The organism is Paenibacillus sedimenti (genome assembly GCF_014534655.1).
Lineage (GTDB): Bacteria > Bacillota > Bacilli > Paenibacillales > NBRC-103111 > Paenibacillus_E > Paenibacillus_E sedimenti.
The window spans coordinates 792,504-808,199 of record NZ_JACVVD010000001.1; the positions used below are offsets into that span (position 1 = coordinate 792,504).

Annotated in this window: 15 protein-coding genes; 14 read left to right on the top strand and 1 reads right to left on the bottom strand. The window is 49.1% G+C overall.

Annotated elements, in window-relative coordinates; translation table 11 throughout:
* Nucleotides 1–60: 60 nt before the first annotated feature.
* The 12 genes from dnaK (at nucleotide 61) to ICC18_RS02955 (ending at nucleotide 11,359) form a co-directional block, all read left to right on the top strand.
* The gene (dnaK, locus tag ICC18_RS02900) at nucleotides 61–1,905 is read left to right on the top strand and encodes a molecular chaperone DnaK (RefSeq protein ID WP_188172862.1); all 1,845 of its coding nucleotides are present in this window, start codon (nucleotides 61–63) and stop codon (nucleotides 1,903–1,905) included.
* 109 nt (nucleotides 1,906–2,014) lie between these two features.
* A complete protein-coding gene (gene dnaJ, locus ICC18_RS02905; protein ID WP_188172863.1) occupies nucleotides 2,015–3,133 on the top strand; it encodes a molecular chaperone DnaJ in 1,119 nt (372 codons plus the stop codon).
* 292 nt (nucleotides 3,134–3,425) lie between these two features.
* On the top strand, nucleotides 3,426–5,099 hold the full coding sequence (locus ICC18_RS02910) for a PhoX family protein (RefSeq protein WP_188172864.1): 1,674 nt from the start codon (nucleotides 3,426–3,428) through the stop codon (nucleotides 5,097–5,099).
* 44 nt (nucleotides 5,100–5,143) lie between these two features.
* Nucleotides 5,144–5,380 (top strand): twin-arginine translocase TatA/TatE family subunit, encoded by a 237-nt coding sequence (locus ICC18_RS02915; protein WP_188172865.1) that lies wholly within the window; start codon nucleotides 5,144–5,146, stop codon nucleotides 5,378–5,380.
* A gap of 17 nt (nucleotides 5,381–5,397) precedes the next feature.
* Nucleotides 5,398–6,120 (top strand): twin-arginine translocase subunit TatC, encoded by a 723-nt coding sequence (gene tatC / locus ICC18_RS02920; protein WP_188172866.1) that lies wholly within the window; start codon nucleotides 5,398–5,400, stop codon nucleotides 6,118–6,120.
* Nucleotides 6,121–6,221: 101 nt separating this feature from the next.
* Nucleotides 6,222–6,377: a YfhD family protein gene (locus ICC18_RS02925; protein WP_188172867.1), complete on the top strand. Its 156-nt coding sequence runs from the start codon at nucleotides 6,222–6,224 to the stop codon at nucleotides 6,375–6,377.
* Complete coding sequence (locus ICC18_RS02930; protein ID WP_188172868.1) at nucleotides 6,377–6,748, top strand: hypothetical protein; 372 nt, start codon at nucleotides 6,377–6,379, stop codon at nucleotides 6,746–6,748. The genes ICC18_RS02925 and ICC18_RS02930 overlap by 1 nt, the downstream gene beginning before the upstream one ends.
* Before the next feature lie 146 nt (nucleotides 6,749–6,894).
* The gene (gene prmA, locus ICC18_RS02935; RefSeq protein ID WP_188172869.1) at nucleotides 6,895–7,869 is read left to right on the top strand and encodes a 50S ribosomal protein L11 methyltransferase; all 975 of its coding nucleotides are present in this window, start codon (nucleotides 6,895–6,897) and stop codon (nucleotides 7,867–7,869) included.
* 10 nt (nucleotides 7,870–7,879) lie between these two features.
* The gene (locus tag ICC18_RS02940) at nucleotides 7,880–8,551 is read left to right on the top strand and encodes a site-2 protease family protein (protein WP_188172870.1); all 672 of its coding nucleotides are present in this window, start codon (nucleotides 7,880–7,882) and stop codon (nucleotides 8,549–8,551) included.
* A 118-nt stretch (nucleotides 8,552–8,669) separates the two neighbouring features.
* Nucleotides 8,670–9,437, top strand: coding sequence for a 16S rRNA (uracil(1498)-N(3))-methyltransferase (locus ICC18_RS02945; protein ID WP_188172871.1), 768 nt, complete (start codon nucleotides 8,670–8,672; stop codon nucleotides 9,435–9,437).
* A gap of 5 nt (nucleotides 9,438–9,442) precedes the next feature.
* Nucleotides 9,443–10,783, top strand: a complete 1,341-nt coding sequence (gene mtaB, locus ICC18_RS02950) for a tRNA (N(6)-L-threonylcarbamoyladenosine(37)-C(2))-methylthiotransferase MtaB (protein WP_188172872.1) — start codon at nucleotides 9,443–9,445, stop codon at nucleotides 10,781–10,783.
* A gap of 150 nt (nucleotides 10,784–10,933) precedes the next feature.
* Nucleotides 10,934–11,359 carry an NUDIX hydrolase gene (locus tag ICC18_RS02955; RefSeq protein ID WP_188172873.1) on the top strand — a complete coding sequence of 142 codons (426 nt, stop codon included), beginning with the start codon at nucleotides 10,934–10,936 and terminating at the stop codon, nucleotides 11,357–11,359.
* A gap of 79 nt (nucleotides 11,360–11,438) precedes the next feature.
* Here ICC18_RS02955 and ICC18_RS02960 read toward each other — a convergent pair whose 3' ends face one another.
* Nucleotides 11,439–12,470, bottom strand: a complete 1,032-nt coding sequence (locus ICC18_RS02960; RefSeq protein WP_188172874.1) for a Na/Pi cotransporter family protein — start codon at nucleotides 12,468–12,470, stop codon at nucleotides 11,439–11,441.
* 118 nt (nucleotides 12,471–12,588) lie between these two features.
* Between ICC18_RS02960 and ICC18_RS02965 the strand changes: the two genes are divergently transcribed.
* Nucleotides 12,589–13,956 carry a class I SAM-dependent rRNA methyltransferase gene (locus tag ICC18_RS02965; protein WP_188172875.1) on the top strand — a complete coding sequence of 456 codons (1,368 nt, stop codon included), beginning with the start codon at nucleotides 12,589–12,591 and terminating at the stop codon, nucleotides 13,954–13,956.
* 280 nt (nucleotides 13,957–14,236) lie between these two features.
* A complete protein-coding gene (locus ICC18_RS02970) occupies nucleotides 14,237–15,337 on the top strand; it encodes a citrate synthase/methylcitrate synthase (protein ID WP_188172876.1) in 1,101 nt (366 codons plus the stop codon).
* Nucleotides 15,338–15,696 lie beyond the last annotated feature (359 nt).

Sequence of the window (15,696 nt, forward strand, 5' to 3'; positions counted from 1 at the left end):
CTGAATATGATGAAATGAAATGCTCCAATGGAGCATGGAACTAAAGGAGGCATTTTTAACATGAGTAAAGTAATTGGTATTGACTTAGGTACAACGAACTCTTGCGTTGCCGTTATGGAAGGCGGCGAGGCTGTCGTCATCCCTAACGCCGAGGGTAACCGTACGACACCTTCCGTTGTTGGTTTTAAGAAAGATGGCGAGCGCGTAGTCGGTGAGACCGCAAAACGCCAAGCAATTACAAACCCGGACAAAACGGTAATTTCGATCAAACGTTTCATGGGTACGAATCACAAAGAAAACATTGACGGCAAAGAATATACGCCTCAAGAAATTTCTGCGATCATTCTGCAAAAGCTGAAAGCTGATGCGGAAGCTTACCTTGGTCAAACCGTAACGCAAGCGGTTATTACGGTACCAGCTTACTTCAATGACAGCCAACGCCAAGCAACGAAAGACGCTGGTAAAATTGCCGGTCTCGAAGTTTTGCGTATCGTGAACGAACCGACAGCAGCAGCGCTTGCATATGGTTTGGAAAAAACAGAAGATCAAACGATCCTCGTTTATGACCTTGGCGGCGGTACATTCGACGTATCGATCCTTGAGCTTGGTGACGGCTTCTTCGAAGTTAAAGCGACTAGCGGGGACAACCGTCTGGGCGGCGATGACTTTGACCAAGTGATCATTGACTACCTCGTTGCTGAATTCAAAAAAGAACAGGGCATTGACCTGAGCAAAGATAAAGCAGCAGTACAACGTCTGAAAGACGCAGCGGAAAAAGCGAAAAAAGAGCTTTCCGGCGTACTGACAACAACGGTATCCCTGCCGTTCATTACTGTCGTTGACGGCGTTCCTCAACACTTAGAGTTGAATCTGACTCGCGCTAAATTCGAAGAATTGTCCGCTGGTCTCGTTGAAAGAACACTCGGACCAACTCGTCAAGCGCTTAGCGATTCCGGTCTTTCCACAAGCCAAATCGATAAAGTTGTTCTTGTCGGCGGATCCACTCGTATTCCTGCGGTTGTTGAAGCGATAAAAAAACTGACAGGCAAAGAGCCTCATAAAGGCGTAAACCCGGACGAAGTTGTTGCTCTTGGAGCAGCGGTTCAAGCGGGCGTCTTGACAGGTGACGTGAAAGACGTCGTTCTTCTCGACGTAACTCCACTTTCCCTGGGTATCGAAACTGCAGGCGGCGTATTCACGAAAATGATCGACCGCAATACAACGATTCCGACAACGAAATCCCAAGTGTTCTCCACTTATGCGGATAACCAAACAAGCGTAGAAATCCACGTTCTCCAAGGGGAGCGCGCGATGGCTACCGACAATAAGACATTGGGCCGCTTTATGCTTGGCGATATTCCTCCGGCACCGCGCGGCATTCCGCAAATCGAAGTTAGCTTCGACATTGACGCTAACGGTATCGTGAACGTATCCGCTTTGGATAAAGGAACAGGTAAAAGCCAAAAAATCACGATCACTTCTTCCAGCGGTTTGAGCGATGAGGAAGTTGATAAAATGATGAAAGATGCGGAAGCACACGCAGAAGAAGACCGTAAGCGCAAAGAGCTTGTAGAAGCGCGCAACGAAGCGGATCAACTGGTATACTCCGTTGACAAAACGATCAAAGATCTTGGCGATAAAGTCGACCAGGGCGAGATCGATAAAGCCAATGCTGCCAAAGAAAAAGTTACAGCCGCACTCGCAGGCAACGATCTGGAAGCAATCAAGGCTGCAACTGCCGAACTGACTGAAATCATTCAACAGTTGTCCGTGAAGCTGTATGAACAAGCGCAGCAAGCTGGGGGCGCAGGTCCGGAAGGCGGCGCTGCAGGCGGCGAAGCTCCAAAAGGCAGAGAGAATGTCGTTGACGCCGATTACGAAGTAGTTGACGATCAAAAGAAATAAGCCTATCCTATTGTAAGATCATTAAATAGTACGGTCGAAGTCAAAGCCGCTAGGAGTGTCTCCGTGGCTTTGACTTTCCGTTTGTAGTCTTGAACATGGGAGTGGAATCATGAGTAAACGCGATTATTATGAGGTGCTCGGGCTCGGCAAAGATGCCTCGCAAGAGGATATCAAGAAGGCTTACCGCAAAATGGCCCGTCAGTATCACCCTGACGTGAATAAAGCCGCGGACGCGGAAGATAAGTTCAAAGAGGCTAAGGAAGCTTACGATGTACTGAGCGACGATCAGAAAAAGGCGCAGTATGACCGTTTCGGGCATGTTGATCCGAATCAGGGCATGGGCGGCATGGGCGGTCAAGATTTCGGCGGCTTCGGCGATATCTTCGACATGTTCTTCGGCGGCGGCGGAGGCAATAGACGTAACCCGAACGCGCCGCAGCGAGGCAACGATCTTCAATACACGATGACGATCGAGTTCAAGGAAGCGGTATTCGGTAAAGAAACGGATATTCATATTCCGAGAACGGAAAACTGCGATACGTGTCATGGCTCAGGCGCAAAACCGGGCACGAAGCCGGATACTTGCGGCGTCTGTCACGGCAGCGGTCAACAAGAAGTTGTGCAAAATACAGCTTTTGGCCGTATAGTCAACCGCCGTGTTTGTTCGGCATGTAACGGCCAAGGCCGCATCATCAAGGATAAATGCGGTACTTGCCACGGCGCGGGCAAGGTGAAAAAGCAGCGTACGATCCACATCAAGATCCCTGCGGGCGTGGATGATGGCGCACAACTTCGCGTTTCCGGCGAAGGTGAAGCGGGTACCCGCGGCGGTCCGGCCGGTGACTTGTATGTCGTCATTCGTGTGAAGTCCCACGAATTCTTCGAGCGTGAAGGCGACGACATCTATTGTGAAGTGCCGCTAACGTTCATGCAGGCTGCGCTCGGCGATGAGATTGAAATTCCGACCTTGACCGAGAAAGTCAAGCTCAAAATTCCGGCAGGCACACAGACCGATACCTATTTCCGCTTAAAAGGAAAAGGCGTACCGCGTCTGCGCGGCTATGGCCAAGGCGATCAGCACGTGAAGGTGATCGTCGTCACGCCGACGAATTTGAGCGAAGATCAAAAGGATCTGCTTCGCCAATTCGGCAAGCAAAGCGGCGAGCATACGCATGAGCAAAATCAATCCATTTTTGAACGCATGAAGAGAGCCTTCTTAGGCGATTAATAGATCTTTGAGCAAAAGGAAACACTCCGTAAGAGCCGTTCACAGATATTATCTGTTGAACGATTCGAGCGGAGTGTTTTTTATCATTCAGGGTTTTATTAAACGAATGTAAAGAGAGCATTGTATAATTAACTGAATATTAGCCTGATGTGTATAAATTGTTATTTTTTTTGAAAAGCGCTGCGTTTTCATGGAATAATTAACAATAAATTAAAACCCCAATAATCATCTTTTGATAATTCCTAGTTATGCTTGTCCTGAGGGTAAACAATATGACTGGGGAGAGTGCAATATGGATAAGAATATGGACCGTCGTACGTTTTTATCTTATTTAGGTACAGGAGCGGCAGCGTTGGCCGCAGCTTCGGCAGGACTCGGCGTTTTGGAAGGAAAAGCATCTGCTATGTCTCCGACAGCTGATCATTTATTTGGTTTCAATACAAACAAAGTCAGCGGGTACTTTGAACCGATTGAACCATCGAAAGAGGACAAGCTTCTCTTGCCAAAAGGTTACAAATACGATGTTGTTGCCGCATTTGATGATGTAATTAATGCCGCTGGCGAAAAGTTTGGACAAGGCGCAGACTATAATGCTTTCTTCCCGATTAATGGCTCCAATACCCGCGGTCTGTTGGCGACAAATCATGAATATACGAACATCTTTGCTCTTGGACCTATTGCAAACGGGAAATTGACCAAAGAACAAATGGAAAAAGATCTGTACTATCAGGGTATGTCCGTGATCGAAGTGTACCAGGATGAGAATGGTGTTTGGAAGATGGATACTTCCTCCAAATATGCAAGAAGAATTACTGGTTTTACAAAGTTTGAGATGACTGGACCTGCCAGAGGAATTGCCGCCCTTAATAACGCAACTACGGTACAGGGGACATGGGGGAATTGCTCCGGAGGAGTAACGTTCTGGAACACGGTGCTCTCCTGTGAAGAGAATGTCTCTGATACGGCCGATGCAGCGGGCTTGCCTCAAACCCATTATGGTTGGGTTATCGAAGTGGATCCGTTCGATGGCAGCTTCTTGAAAAAGCATACTGCCCTGGGTCGCTTTAACCATGAAAATACAGCGATGGGACTGGCTAGTGACGGTCGTATTGTCGTATATATGGGGGATGATAAGAAGGACGCTTGTATTTATAAGTTTGTATCGAAACACAAATACAACAAAGATTTGGGCCGCGGAAACTCTGCATTATTAACAGAAGGTACTCTTTACGTAGCTAACCTTAAGTCTGGAAAATGGATTCCGGTAACTTACGAAGCCGTATCGAAGGCTCTCTCTAATGAGAAATTTAAAGCGCCTGCCGGCGTCAGCGGCAAGCGCGAAGATCTGCAAAAGAAATTCCAAAGTCAAGGTGATGTTGTGACGTATTGCCATGAGGCGGCATTGATCTTAGGAGGTATGCCTACGGACCGTCCGGAAGACATCGAAATTTCGCCTTTCGATAATACAGTGTTTATCTGCCATACGAACAATGACAGCCATGGCAATATTCATGGCCATATTACGCGAATCTTCGAGAAAGACAACGATCTTGGAGCATTAGAATTCGATTTTGAGATTTTTGCCGCTGGCGGTCGCCAGTCTGGATTTAGTTCTCCTGATAATTTAGCCTTTGATTCTAATGGAAACTTATGGGTTGTTACAGACATGTCTTCGAGCAGTACTAATAAAGGTGTATTTACATCATTTATGAATAACGGATTACATGTTATTCCGACATCGGGTCCTAATAAAGCCATGGCTATGCAATTTGCTTCTGGTCCTAATGATTGTGAATTAACGGGTCCGTTCTTTACCCCAGACGAAAAAACGCTATTCCTGTCTGTTCAACATCCAGGTGAATTGACAACAGACTTGAGTAAACCAACCAGCTTGTGGCCGCACCGTAAAGGTGACACCAAGGCACGCTGTGGCGTAGTGGCAATCAGCGGCTTTAAACTAGGTTAATTGGGGTCATAAATACAAATTCATATTTGAAAAGGGGAAAGCACATGCCATTTGGTAATATTGGTATTGGAGGACTTGTTCTTATTCTCGTGATTGCACTAATTATCTTTGGCCCGTCAAAGCTTCCTGAGCTCGGAAGAGCATTCGGCCGGACGTTAAGCGAGTTCAAAAACGGAACTCGAGAGCTTTTTAACGGCGATAAAGAGGACGGGGACAGCAAGAAAGAAGCTTCTGAAGATAAAAATCCGAAGGTTGTTACTCTGGATAAACAATCCTCGTAAAAGGCAGGCTCCAGGATATGAAGCAGCAGGAAGTTTCATTTGTATTGCATTTGGAAGAGCTCCGTAAAAGATTAATCGTAACGCTGGCTGCTTTCTTAGTATCATTTTTCGCTGCATTTCTTTTTGTGCAGGATCTTTATCAATGGCTTGTCCGGGATGTAGAAGGCAAACTTACGATACTAGCGCCATCTGACGTTATATGGGTTTATATGGCCATATCCGGAGTATTTGCTTTAGCTATCACTATCCCGGTTGCCGCATGGCAAACTTGGATGTTTGTGAAACCGGCCTTGAAAAAGACGGAATATAAAGCGACCATGTCATTTATTCCTGCTCTTGCGGTTTTGTTTGCGGTTGGAATCTGCTTCGGATATTTCATCATTTATCCGATGGTGATGCGGTTTCTGGAGCAGATGGCGGCAGTCAATTTTGAAACGATGTATACCGCGGACAAATATTTTACGTTCATGATCAATATGACCGTCCCGTTTGGTTTACTGTTTGAAATGCCGGTTGTCGTATTGTTTCTGACACAGATAGGGCTCCTGAATCCTCAGCGGCTCGCCAAAGGAAGGAAGCTGGCTTATTTTCTGCTAGCGATCGTCGCGATTACGATTACGCCTCCCGATATCATGTCGGATATATTGGTCATCATCCCTTTGTTTCTGCTGTATGAGATTAGCGTGACGCTTTCCAAATTCGTTTATCGTAAAAAAGTTGCGCAGGAAGCAACTGCATAGAATAACCTCCACTGAGAGAAAATAGGCATTGTCGTACTTGCAAACCATGCGAAATGCCAGTCATTGTAACGGATGGCCTAGAACTCTCAGGGAGGTAAACCATGTTGAATGATAACTTGAATAAGGAAAAGCAAAACAGCAGCTTGCCGATCACTAAAAATGAGGACGTGGAATTTGCGGCTGAAGTAGCGGATGCTGATGATTTCGAAGCGGCAGAGCGGGCGCAAGCGGCTGACTACAGACAGGAACATCGGTAATGGCGGAGAAAAATATTCTTGCCTATTTTCATACGCCCGAAGAAGCTGAAGGGGCGGCCGCCAAGCTGAAAGCATTGCGTGCCGTTGCTGTATCTGTAAACCGGTTTGGCCGATATGAAGGTTACGGCTTACAATCCGTCATGAATCCGTATGCGGGAGACTTCGGCAGCCTGGGGAGACTGACGCAGGCGGCACACGTTTCAACGCCGGACGAGGGCATATTAATTGCAGCGGATCCGGCTGCCAGCGGGATGAGCGACGGCGGGGGCGGCGGCGTAACTGGAATCGACATCGTACTTGCCGCAGTAATCGATGATTCCGTATATGAACAGGCCATCCGTGTTATCGAGAGTGCCGGAGGAAGCGTATAATTTGGAATTGGAGCATCTGTCATTTCGTGCTGAGGCACTGGATGGCGGATGCTTTTTATCTTAAAAAGGCGCGATTTTACTAAGGGAAGTGAAGTGTAGTACAATAAGCATTGTGAATTTAGGGTTACATAAAAGGGAGAGACGATATGCGTTGGCACGAAATTACCGTACATACGACAGAAGAAGCAATAGAAATGATATCGAATTTCATTCATGAACTCGGTGCAGGCGGGGTATCGATCGAAGAATCCGGAACGTTGAACAAACAAAGGGACACGTCGCTGGGCCAATGGTATGAACTGCCGCTGAACGACATTCCGGAAGGAAGAGCGGTGATTAAAGGCTATTTTGCGCAAGGTACTGAAATGGATACGATCTTGGATAATCTCAAAGCATCGATCGAGCAGCTGCGTGACTTTGACATTGATACCGGTAATCCTGCCTATGAAATGAGAGAAGTGGACGACGAGGATTGGGCAAATGCCTGGAAGCAATATTTTAAACCGATTCGCGTCTCCGAACGTTTGACTATCAAACCGACGTGGGAAGAATATACGGCATCGCCTGACGAACTGATTCTTGAACTGGATCCGGGAATGGCGTTCGGTACCGGTACGCATGCAACAACGGCACTCTGCTTGAGAACGCTGGAAAAAGTCGTTCAGCCAGGCGACGACGTGATCGATGTGGGAACCGGTTCAGGCATTCTGTCCATCGCTGCAGCGAAGCTGGGCGCCAGGCACGTGCTGGCTGTCGATTTGGATCCCGTCGCTGTATCAAGCGCTACGGAAAATGCAAAGTTGAACCAGCTAAACAATCAGATTACAGTGAAGCTTAGCGATTTGCTTGGCGTTTTGAAAGCAAGCGAAACCGAAGCCTCCGACCAATTGGGCGTGACGATTCCGGTACAGGTCGTAGTCGCAAATATTTTAGCGGAAATCATTTTGCTATTCGTGGGCGATGTTTACGAAGTGTTACAGCCAGGCGGATATTACGTCGCTTCAGGGATTATTACAGCTAAGGAAGCTGATGTGGAAAAAGCGCTCGTTGCGGCCAACTTTACGATCGTAGAGAAAAACTACGATTCTGATTGGGTTGTGATTGTAGCCAGAAAGCTGTAGGTGGGGTTACATGGGAGGATTATTGTTTTACGATTGGAATACGCTTCCGTTTGTTATTCTGGTTTTAGTTATTTCCTTTACCATTCATGAGTTCGCGCATGCGTATAGCGCGTATAAATTTGGAGACTCTACAGCGTATCAATTCGGCAGAGTCTCTTTGAACCCGATGGTGCATCTGGATCTGTTCGGTACGATCCTGCTGTTGATTGCGGGCTTCGGTTGGGCGAAGCCGGTTCCCGTTAACCGCGGGAACTTTAAAAAGCCTCGGCTTATGGGGATTATTGTTACGGCGGCCGGGCCGGTTTCGAACTTGATTTTGGTTTTTATCAGCGCTTTTATTTTCATGGCATTTTTGAAATTCGGCTGGTTTGACGGTTTATCCACAGGCAGTGCGAAGGCAATTAAACTGTTTTTAACGTTGATGCTGAACATTAATCTCACGTTATTCCTGTTCAATTTGATACCGATTCCTCCGCTGGACGGATACCGGATCATTCAGGATCTGGTCAATTTGAAATATAGTGAATCGCTTGTGAAATTTGAGCAATGGGCATCGGTCATTTTTCTATTGGTCGTTTTCGTAAGACCGCTTAGACAAGTGACATTGGATCCATATCTAAGACTTGGCGACGATATTTTGGCATTCTTACAGGTCCCGATTCGTTGGATTTTAGGCGGATAGAAGCTTCCAACAAGGAGCTGTAGATTTTCCGTCTCAAAAAAGGTATGATGGTGTGTGGAAGTTTCATAGAAAAACACAAACTAAATTTATAGTCATGAAGATAGAGAGGCTTTGACCTATGCAGCGTTATTTTCTGCCGCCTGAGCAGTTTCAATCAACATCTGCGCAAGTCGCCATCGAAGGAGACGACGCTCATCACCTGCAGCGCGTCATGCGGGCTGAGATCGGAGATCAAGTGATCTGCAGCAACGGCGTGGACCGTGAAGCGTTGGTTCGCATTACAGGGCTGGACAAAGGCCGTGTGATCGCCGAGGTGATCGAGGAGCTGCCGATGAATGCCGAGACGGCTGTTGAAGTGTGGGTGGCGCAGAGCTTGCCCAAAGGCGACAAGATGGAGACGGTAATTCAAAAAGGGACCGAGATCGGGGCAGCCCGGTTTCTTCCTTTTTTATCGGAGCGTACCGTTGTACAGTACGATGCCAAGAAAGAAGCGAAGCGTACCGAACGCTGGCAGAAAATCGCCAAGGAAGCTGCCGAGCAAGCGCATCGGAACCGGGTTCCGCAGGTAGAAGCGGTGCTCAGCTGGAAGCAGCTGCTCGTACAAGCGAAGGAAGTCGACGCAGCATGGATTTGCTACGAGAAGGAAGACGGCCAGCAATTAAAGCCTGCGATTCAAGAGGCGGTTTCTTCCGGCAAGGTTGATCGGGGCAAACGAGTGCTGATTGCTGTTGGGCCGGAGGGAGGTTTTACGGAGCAGGAGATTGAGCAGGCAGAAGCAGCCGGGTTTCGCTCCGTATCGCTGGGTGCACGCATTTTACGCACGGAGACTGCCGCCTTGGTAGGGCTCACGTGCCTTTTCTATGAAACCGGAGAGATGGGAGGATAAGCGTTATGGCAACGGTAGCGTTTCATACATTAGGATGTAAAGTGAATTTTTATGATACAGAAGCCATTTGGCAGCTGTTCAAAAATGAGGGATATGAGCAGGTCGATTTTGAACAGACCGCTGATGTGTATGTGGTAAATACATGTACGGTTACGAATACAGGCGATAAGAAAAGCCGTCAAATGATTCGTCGGGCGATCCGCCGCAATCCGGAAGCGATTGTCGCGGTAACGGGCTGCTATGCACAAACGTCGCCTGCTGAGATTTTGGCTATTCCGGGCGTTGATATGGTCATCGGTACCCAAGATCGCGATAAAATTATTCCGCTTGTGAAACAATTGGAGCAAGATCGCCAACCGATCAATGCAGTACGCAACATTATGAAAACACGTCAGTTCGAAGAGCTGGATGTGCCGGATTTTGCCGATCGTACGCGTGCGTTCTTGAAAATCCAAGAAGGCTGCAATAACTTCTGTACATTTTGCATTATTCCATGGTCGCGCGGACTGATGCGCAGCCGGGAACCGCAAAGCGTAATCCAGCAAGCCAAACAGTTGGTTGAAGCCGGATACCAGGAAATCGTCCTGACAGGTATTCATACTGGCGGTTATGGCGAGGATATTGAGGACTACAGCTTGGCGAAGCTGCTCTGGGATTTGGATAAAGTTGAAGGCTTGAAGCGTATCCGTATCAGCTCCATTGAAGCGAGTCAAATTACGGACGAAGTGATTGAAGTGCTCCAATCATCCGATAAAATGTGCCGCCATTTGCATATTCCGCTGCAGGCAGGTGATGATCAAGTATTAGCGCGTATGCGCAGAAAATACACAACAGCCGAGTTTGCCCGCAAAATCGAGCGTCTTCATGAGATTATGCCGGATGTAGCGATTACGACGGATGTCATTGTCGGTTTCCCTGGCGAGACAGAAGAAATGTTCCGTAACGGATATAAATTTATGGAGCAGATGAAATTCTCCGAGATGCACGTATTTCCATACTCCAAGCGAACAGGTACGCCTGCGGCCCGGATGGAAGATCAGATTGACGAAGAGATCAAAAATGCACGTGTGCATGAACTGATCGATCTCTCGGAAAAAATGCAGCTCTCTTACGCGCAAAAATTCGTGGGACAAGTGCTGGAAGTTATTCCGGAACGTGCTTACAAAGGCGCGCCTGAAAGCGGCTTGTACATGGGATATTCCGATAACTACGTGCAGTTGGTATTTGAAGGTTCGGAAGACATGATCGGCGAAGTATGCCGCGTGAAAGTGACTGAAGCAGGGGTTAATGAGAGCAAGGGTCACCTTGTGCGCATAGTAGAGCCTGCGCATGCAGTAAACCTATAATTGAGAGTTTCAACCTTATAGAGTGAAGATGAGGATATCATTCCGCCCTGATAGTTTTGCTTCAGCAAAACTTTCTAAGTAAGCAATCGCTTTGGTGGGGTGGCATCCTCTTCTTCGTCATTAACATGCATAAAGCGGGGGGATAAATTCATGAAAGAAATATCGGCAGGCGGTGTCGTATACCGTAAACAGGACGGCCGATTGCAGGTTCAAATGATTCAAGATCGTTACGGTAAAATTACGCTGGCCAAAGGTAAAATGGAGCCGGGAGAAACGGTGGAACAAACCGCGCTTCGAGAGATTTTGGAGGAAACAGGCATTCAAGGACGTATAATCGAGCCTGTGGAAATTATCGCATATCAATATACCAACCCTTCGTTGGGAGTCGTTGATAAGGAAGTTCACTACTATCTGGTTGAAGCTGTTGACGGCTCCCTTCAGGCACAGATGGAAGAAATCCGCGGGGTTGAATGGCTGGAACCGCTGGAAGCCTGGCGTCAGCAGCAAGAATCTGGGTATGATAATAACAACAGTGCTTTAGGTAAGGCTTTGCGCAAATTAGGACTTGAGGTTTAGCTGAAGAACCTCCAGCTAAAAGGATAAATAGTGAATGATGGAAGCTGGCACGACTAAGATCCGGTACCAGCTCCTGCAATCACGATTGTGAACGGAAATCAAGCCGCTTCCACATGCTTAGATAACAAAACGGCAGTGCAAGCAGCGAGCTTATGACGTTAAAGATCGTTTGCGCGCGGGCGATGATCTCCGATGCGCTTCCGGCCAGGATCTCCGAGACGCTTACGAGCTGATGGATGAACGGATAAAAGAGGATCGCGCCGCCTACGTTGAGGAGGATATGCGACCACGCGACGTATTGGCCGGCGCGCGAGCCTCCGATTCCGGCGATAAGTGCGGTCACGCAGGTGCCGACATTGGCGCCGATCGTGATCGCAACGCCCAGCTCGACAGGGATGCCCTGGATGGCGGCGAGTCCCATCGCCATCGCAATGACAGCCGCGCTGCTGTGCACGAGCGCGGTGACCGCGGCGCCTGCGATGACGCCCCAAAGCAGGCTTTGCTTCGCTTGGAGCACGAACCAAGCGAACAGGCCTCGGGACTGCAGCGCAGGCCCGATCGTTTGCATGATCTCGATGCCGAGCAGCACGAGAGCAAAGCCCGCGGCCGCCAGCGAGCCGTAGCGCATGCTGCGCAGCCAGCCGCGACCGCCGGTGACTCTGGCGGTCCAGCCGCCGGGCACTGCGAGCACGGCGCTGCGGGCATCAAAGTCGGTCGGCGGCAGCGGCCCGGCGAACCAGCTCGCGAGCCAGACGGCTGCGCTCGCGAGCAGCATCGGCACGCCGAGGTGGCCGATGCTGAGCCCGATGAGCTCGGTCGTGAGGCACGTGCCGATGTTCGTGCCGAGAATGATGCCGAGCGTTCGCGGGAAGGTCAGGACGCCGGCGTTAACGAGGCCGATGGCGATAACGGTGATGGCGGTGCTGCTTTGCAGCGCCGCCGTGAGCGCAGTGCCGGTGGCGAGTCCGCGCACCGGCGTGAGGGTGAAGCGCCCCAGCCACTGCTGGAGGCGGGCGCCGGCCCAATGATGAAGCGCGGTTTCCATCAGCTTCATCCCGAAAAGAAACAAGGCTAAGCCTGTAAGCACAGGCAGCACGATTGAAGTAATCATAAGCAGCGGATCTCCTTCGCAAGCTTGCACTATTTTCCACAAATATATGTGACCGCACAGACAAGCATGACAAGCTGACGATAGAAGGCGGTTTCACGCAAAGGAAGGCATACCAATAATGGCAGCAGTAATTTTACATAAAAAACGGAAACCTCGTCTGGAACAGGGACATCCTTGGGTGTTCCGCAGCGAAATTGAGCGAGTAGATGGGGAGATTGAGGCTGGACAGCTGGTACCGGTTCATAACCATCTCGGCCAATATCTCGGGACGGGCTACTACAATGAAGCTTCTCAGATTACGGTTCGAATCGTAGCTTATCAGCCGCTTGAGGCGCTAACGACTAAGGTGTTCATAGAGCGGATTTCAAGTTGCTTGCAACATCGAAAACGCTTTTTGCGGGATACGGAATCATACCGATTGGTTTACGGCGAAGCCGATTTCCTGCCGGGGCTTATCGTCGATAAGTTTGCGGACATACTCGTTGTTCAAATACTTACGCTTGGAATGGATCGCTGCAGGCAGCAAATTGTAGATGCATTGGTTCATGTCATGAATCCGGCCGGCATTTATGAACGAAGCGATGTGCCGGTCCGCGAATTGGAAGGCTTAGCTCAAACCAAGGGATTGCTGCACGGGGAGTGTCCGAAGCATGTGGATATTCTGGAGAACGGCCTGCGCATTCGCGTCGACATTGAAGAGGGGCAGAAGACGGGGTATTTCTTCGACCAAAGAGAGAACCGCGCTTCTATCGCCCCGCTGATGACCGGTTGGGGTGCTCGCAGCGGCATCGAACTTAAAAAGGTCGAAGAAGAAGGCGTTAGCCAAACCCTACCTGTCAATGCGAACGGCAAAGTAGTGACATTCCCTTACTGGGATGGCGCTACGGTGCTGGAGTGCTTCTCCCACACGGGCAGTTTCACGTTAAATGCGTGCAAATACGGGGCTAAAAAAGTGACATGCCTTGATATATCGGAGCATGCGATTGAAAGCGCAAGAGCGAATGTTCAACTGAACGGCTTCGAGGACCGTGTCGAGTTCGTCGTAGCGGATGCGTTCGACTATTTGCGTCAGCAGGTTAAAGGGCTGGATGAGCGGAAGGTGCGCTCTTCTGTGAATGTCGGACAAGCCAAGGTGGACACGTCGAAGCCGGTTAGCGGCGGACGGACGTGGGATGTTGTTATCCTGGATCCTCCAGCTTTCGCCAAGACGAAAAGCGCAGTCGAGGGCGCATGCCGCGGCTACAAGGATATCAACTTGCACGGCATGAAGCTTGTGAATGAAGGCGGGTATCTGGTGACGGCCAGCTGCTCATACCATATGCGTCCGGAGTTGTTCCTGGAGACTATTCATGCTGCTGCGACTGACGCCGGGAAAATTCTTAGGCTGGTCGAGTTCCGCGGCGCGGGCATGGATCATCCCCGCATCCTTGGGGTGGATGAGGGGCATTATTTGAAATTCGCTATTTTTGAAGTGCGCAGCAGATAGGTTTAATAATTAGAGCGAGGCTGAGAAGCCTCGCTTTTTTTGGTGCGACTTTCAATGCGAAGTCAAAGTGCTTGAACCCGATCACGAAGCACTTGAAGGAAACGCTCGATACCAGAAACGGCAGTTTGATTTGATAAAATAATATGATCGATAAAATATTTGAATATACTTTTATTTATCGGCATTAAAGAAAACGTGAATTGGATGAATCTGTAAGACCTGAGTATGATGAAGGAAATCAAAGTTATTCATCTTCACTCTGAAAGGGAGGCATTCAGAAATGGCATCTGTAACTGGATTAGAAGGTATTGTTGCAGCGGAAACCGAATTATCATTTGTCGACGGCGAGAAAGGGCTGCTGATTTATCGAGGTCATGAGGCGAAAGAGCTTGCACTTCAGACAAGCTTTGAAGAGGCGGCATATCTATTATGGAACGGCAAGCTGCCTGGGGATGAGGAGCTGATTCATTTTCGGGCACAATGGAAAGCTCACCGAGTACTTCCTGCAGCGTTAAAAGCAATTATAGATCAGCTTCCGGCTAAGTCCGATATGATGAGTGTTCTGCGAACGGCCATATCTGCAGAAGGTGCCGCGGATGGTACAAGCCGTGCATGGCCGCCGCAGCCGGAGGCTGCATTACGATATACGGCTATGCTGTCCGTTATCATCGCATACCGCTACCGGCAAACGGAAGGGTTGCCGCCGGTGGAACCTCATCCTGAATTGGACCATGTCGCTAATTATTTATACATGCTTACAGGCAAGTTGCCAAAGCAAGCACATGTAAAGGCGTTAACGACCTACTTCATTCTAGCCATGGAGCATGGGATGAATGCTTCCACTTTTGCCGGACGGGTTGTGCTCTCCACGCAGTCCGATATGGCTTCAGCTCTTTGCGCTTCCATCGGGGCGATGAAAGGGCCGCTCCATGGCGGCGCACCTTCCGAGGTTGTCCATATGCTGGATGAGATCGAAACGAAGGAGCGCGCAGAAATGTGGCTTCGACAGCAGCTGAGCTCAGGTCAACGGCTGATGGGATTCGGGCATCGCATCTACAAGACGTTCGATCCGAGGGCGGAAGCGCTGCGAATCATTACGACCGGGCTGGCGGCGGAGGATCCTTGGTTTGAACTGGCAACACTTGTAGAGTCCGTTGCCGTCAATCTGCTTCATGAGTTTAAGCCGGGAAGGAAACTTTATACGAATGTGGAGTTTTACGCGGCAGCCGTGCTAAGAGCCGTCTCTATGCCGAAGACGTTGTTTACGCCTACGTTTACAGCAGCCCGAATGGTTGGGTGGACGGCTCATTTGCTCGAACAAGCGAGCTGTAATCGTATTTTCCGACCGCAGTCCGTATATGTCGGGACAATACCGGGATAAGTTAAAGCTCAAGACCTGGCTATAAGCCAGGTCTTATTGTTGAATTGCATGAAATAGCGGAATTGGGACCCTATTCGTTAATAAAGACTTTCTGGACGCATAAATTCGAGCAAATTGCCAGCGAATGGGGAAAGGAGAACAAATGACGCTAGGTAACGAACATACAACAAACTGGCAGAACGAAAGCCGGAAACAATGAGATATTGCACTAAGTACATCAACATTTTATTCATGTAGTGCCGAGTCCCCTATTTACGCCAATTTGTTGTATGTTTTGCAATAAGAAGTGAGTATAGAGCTGCCCAGCAACTGCCTTGTTGCACAAACTGCAATAATTAACGACCGCCCTATATCCACCT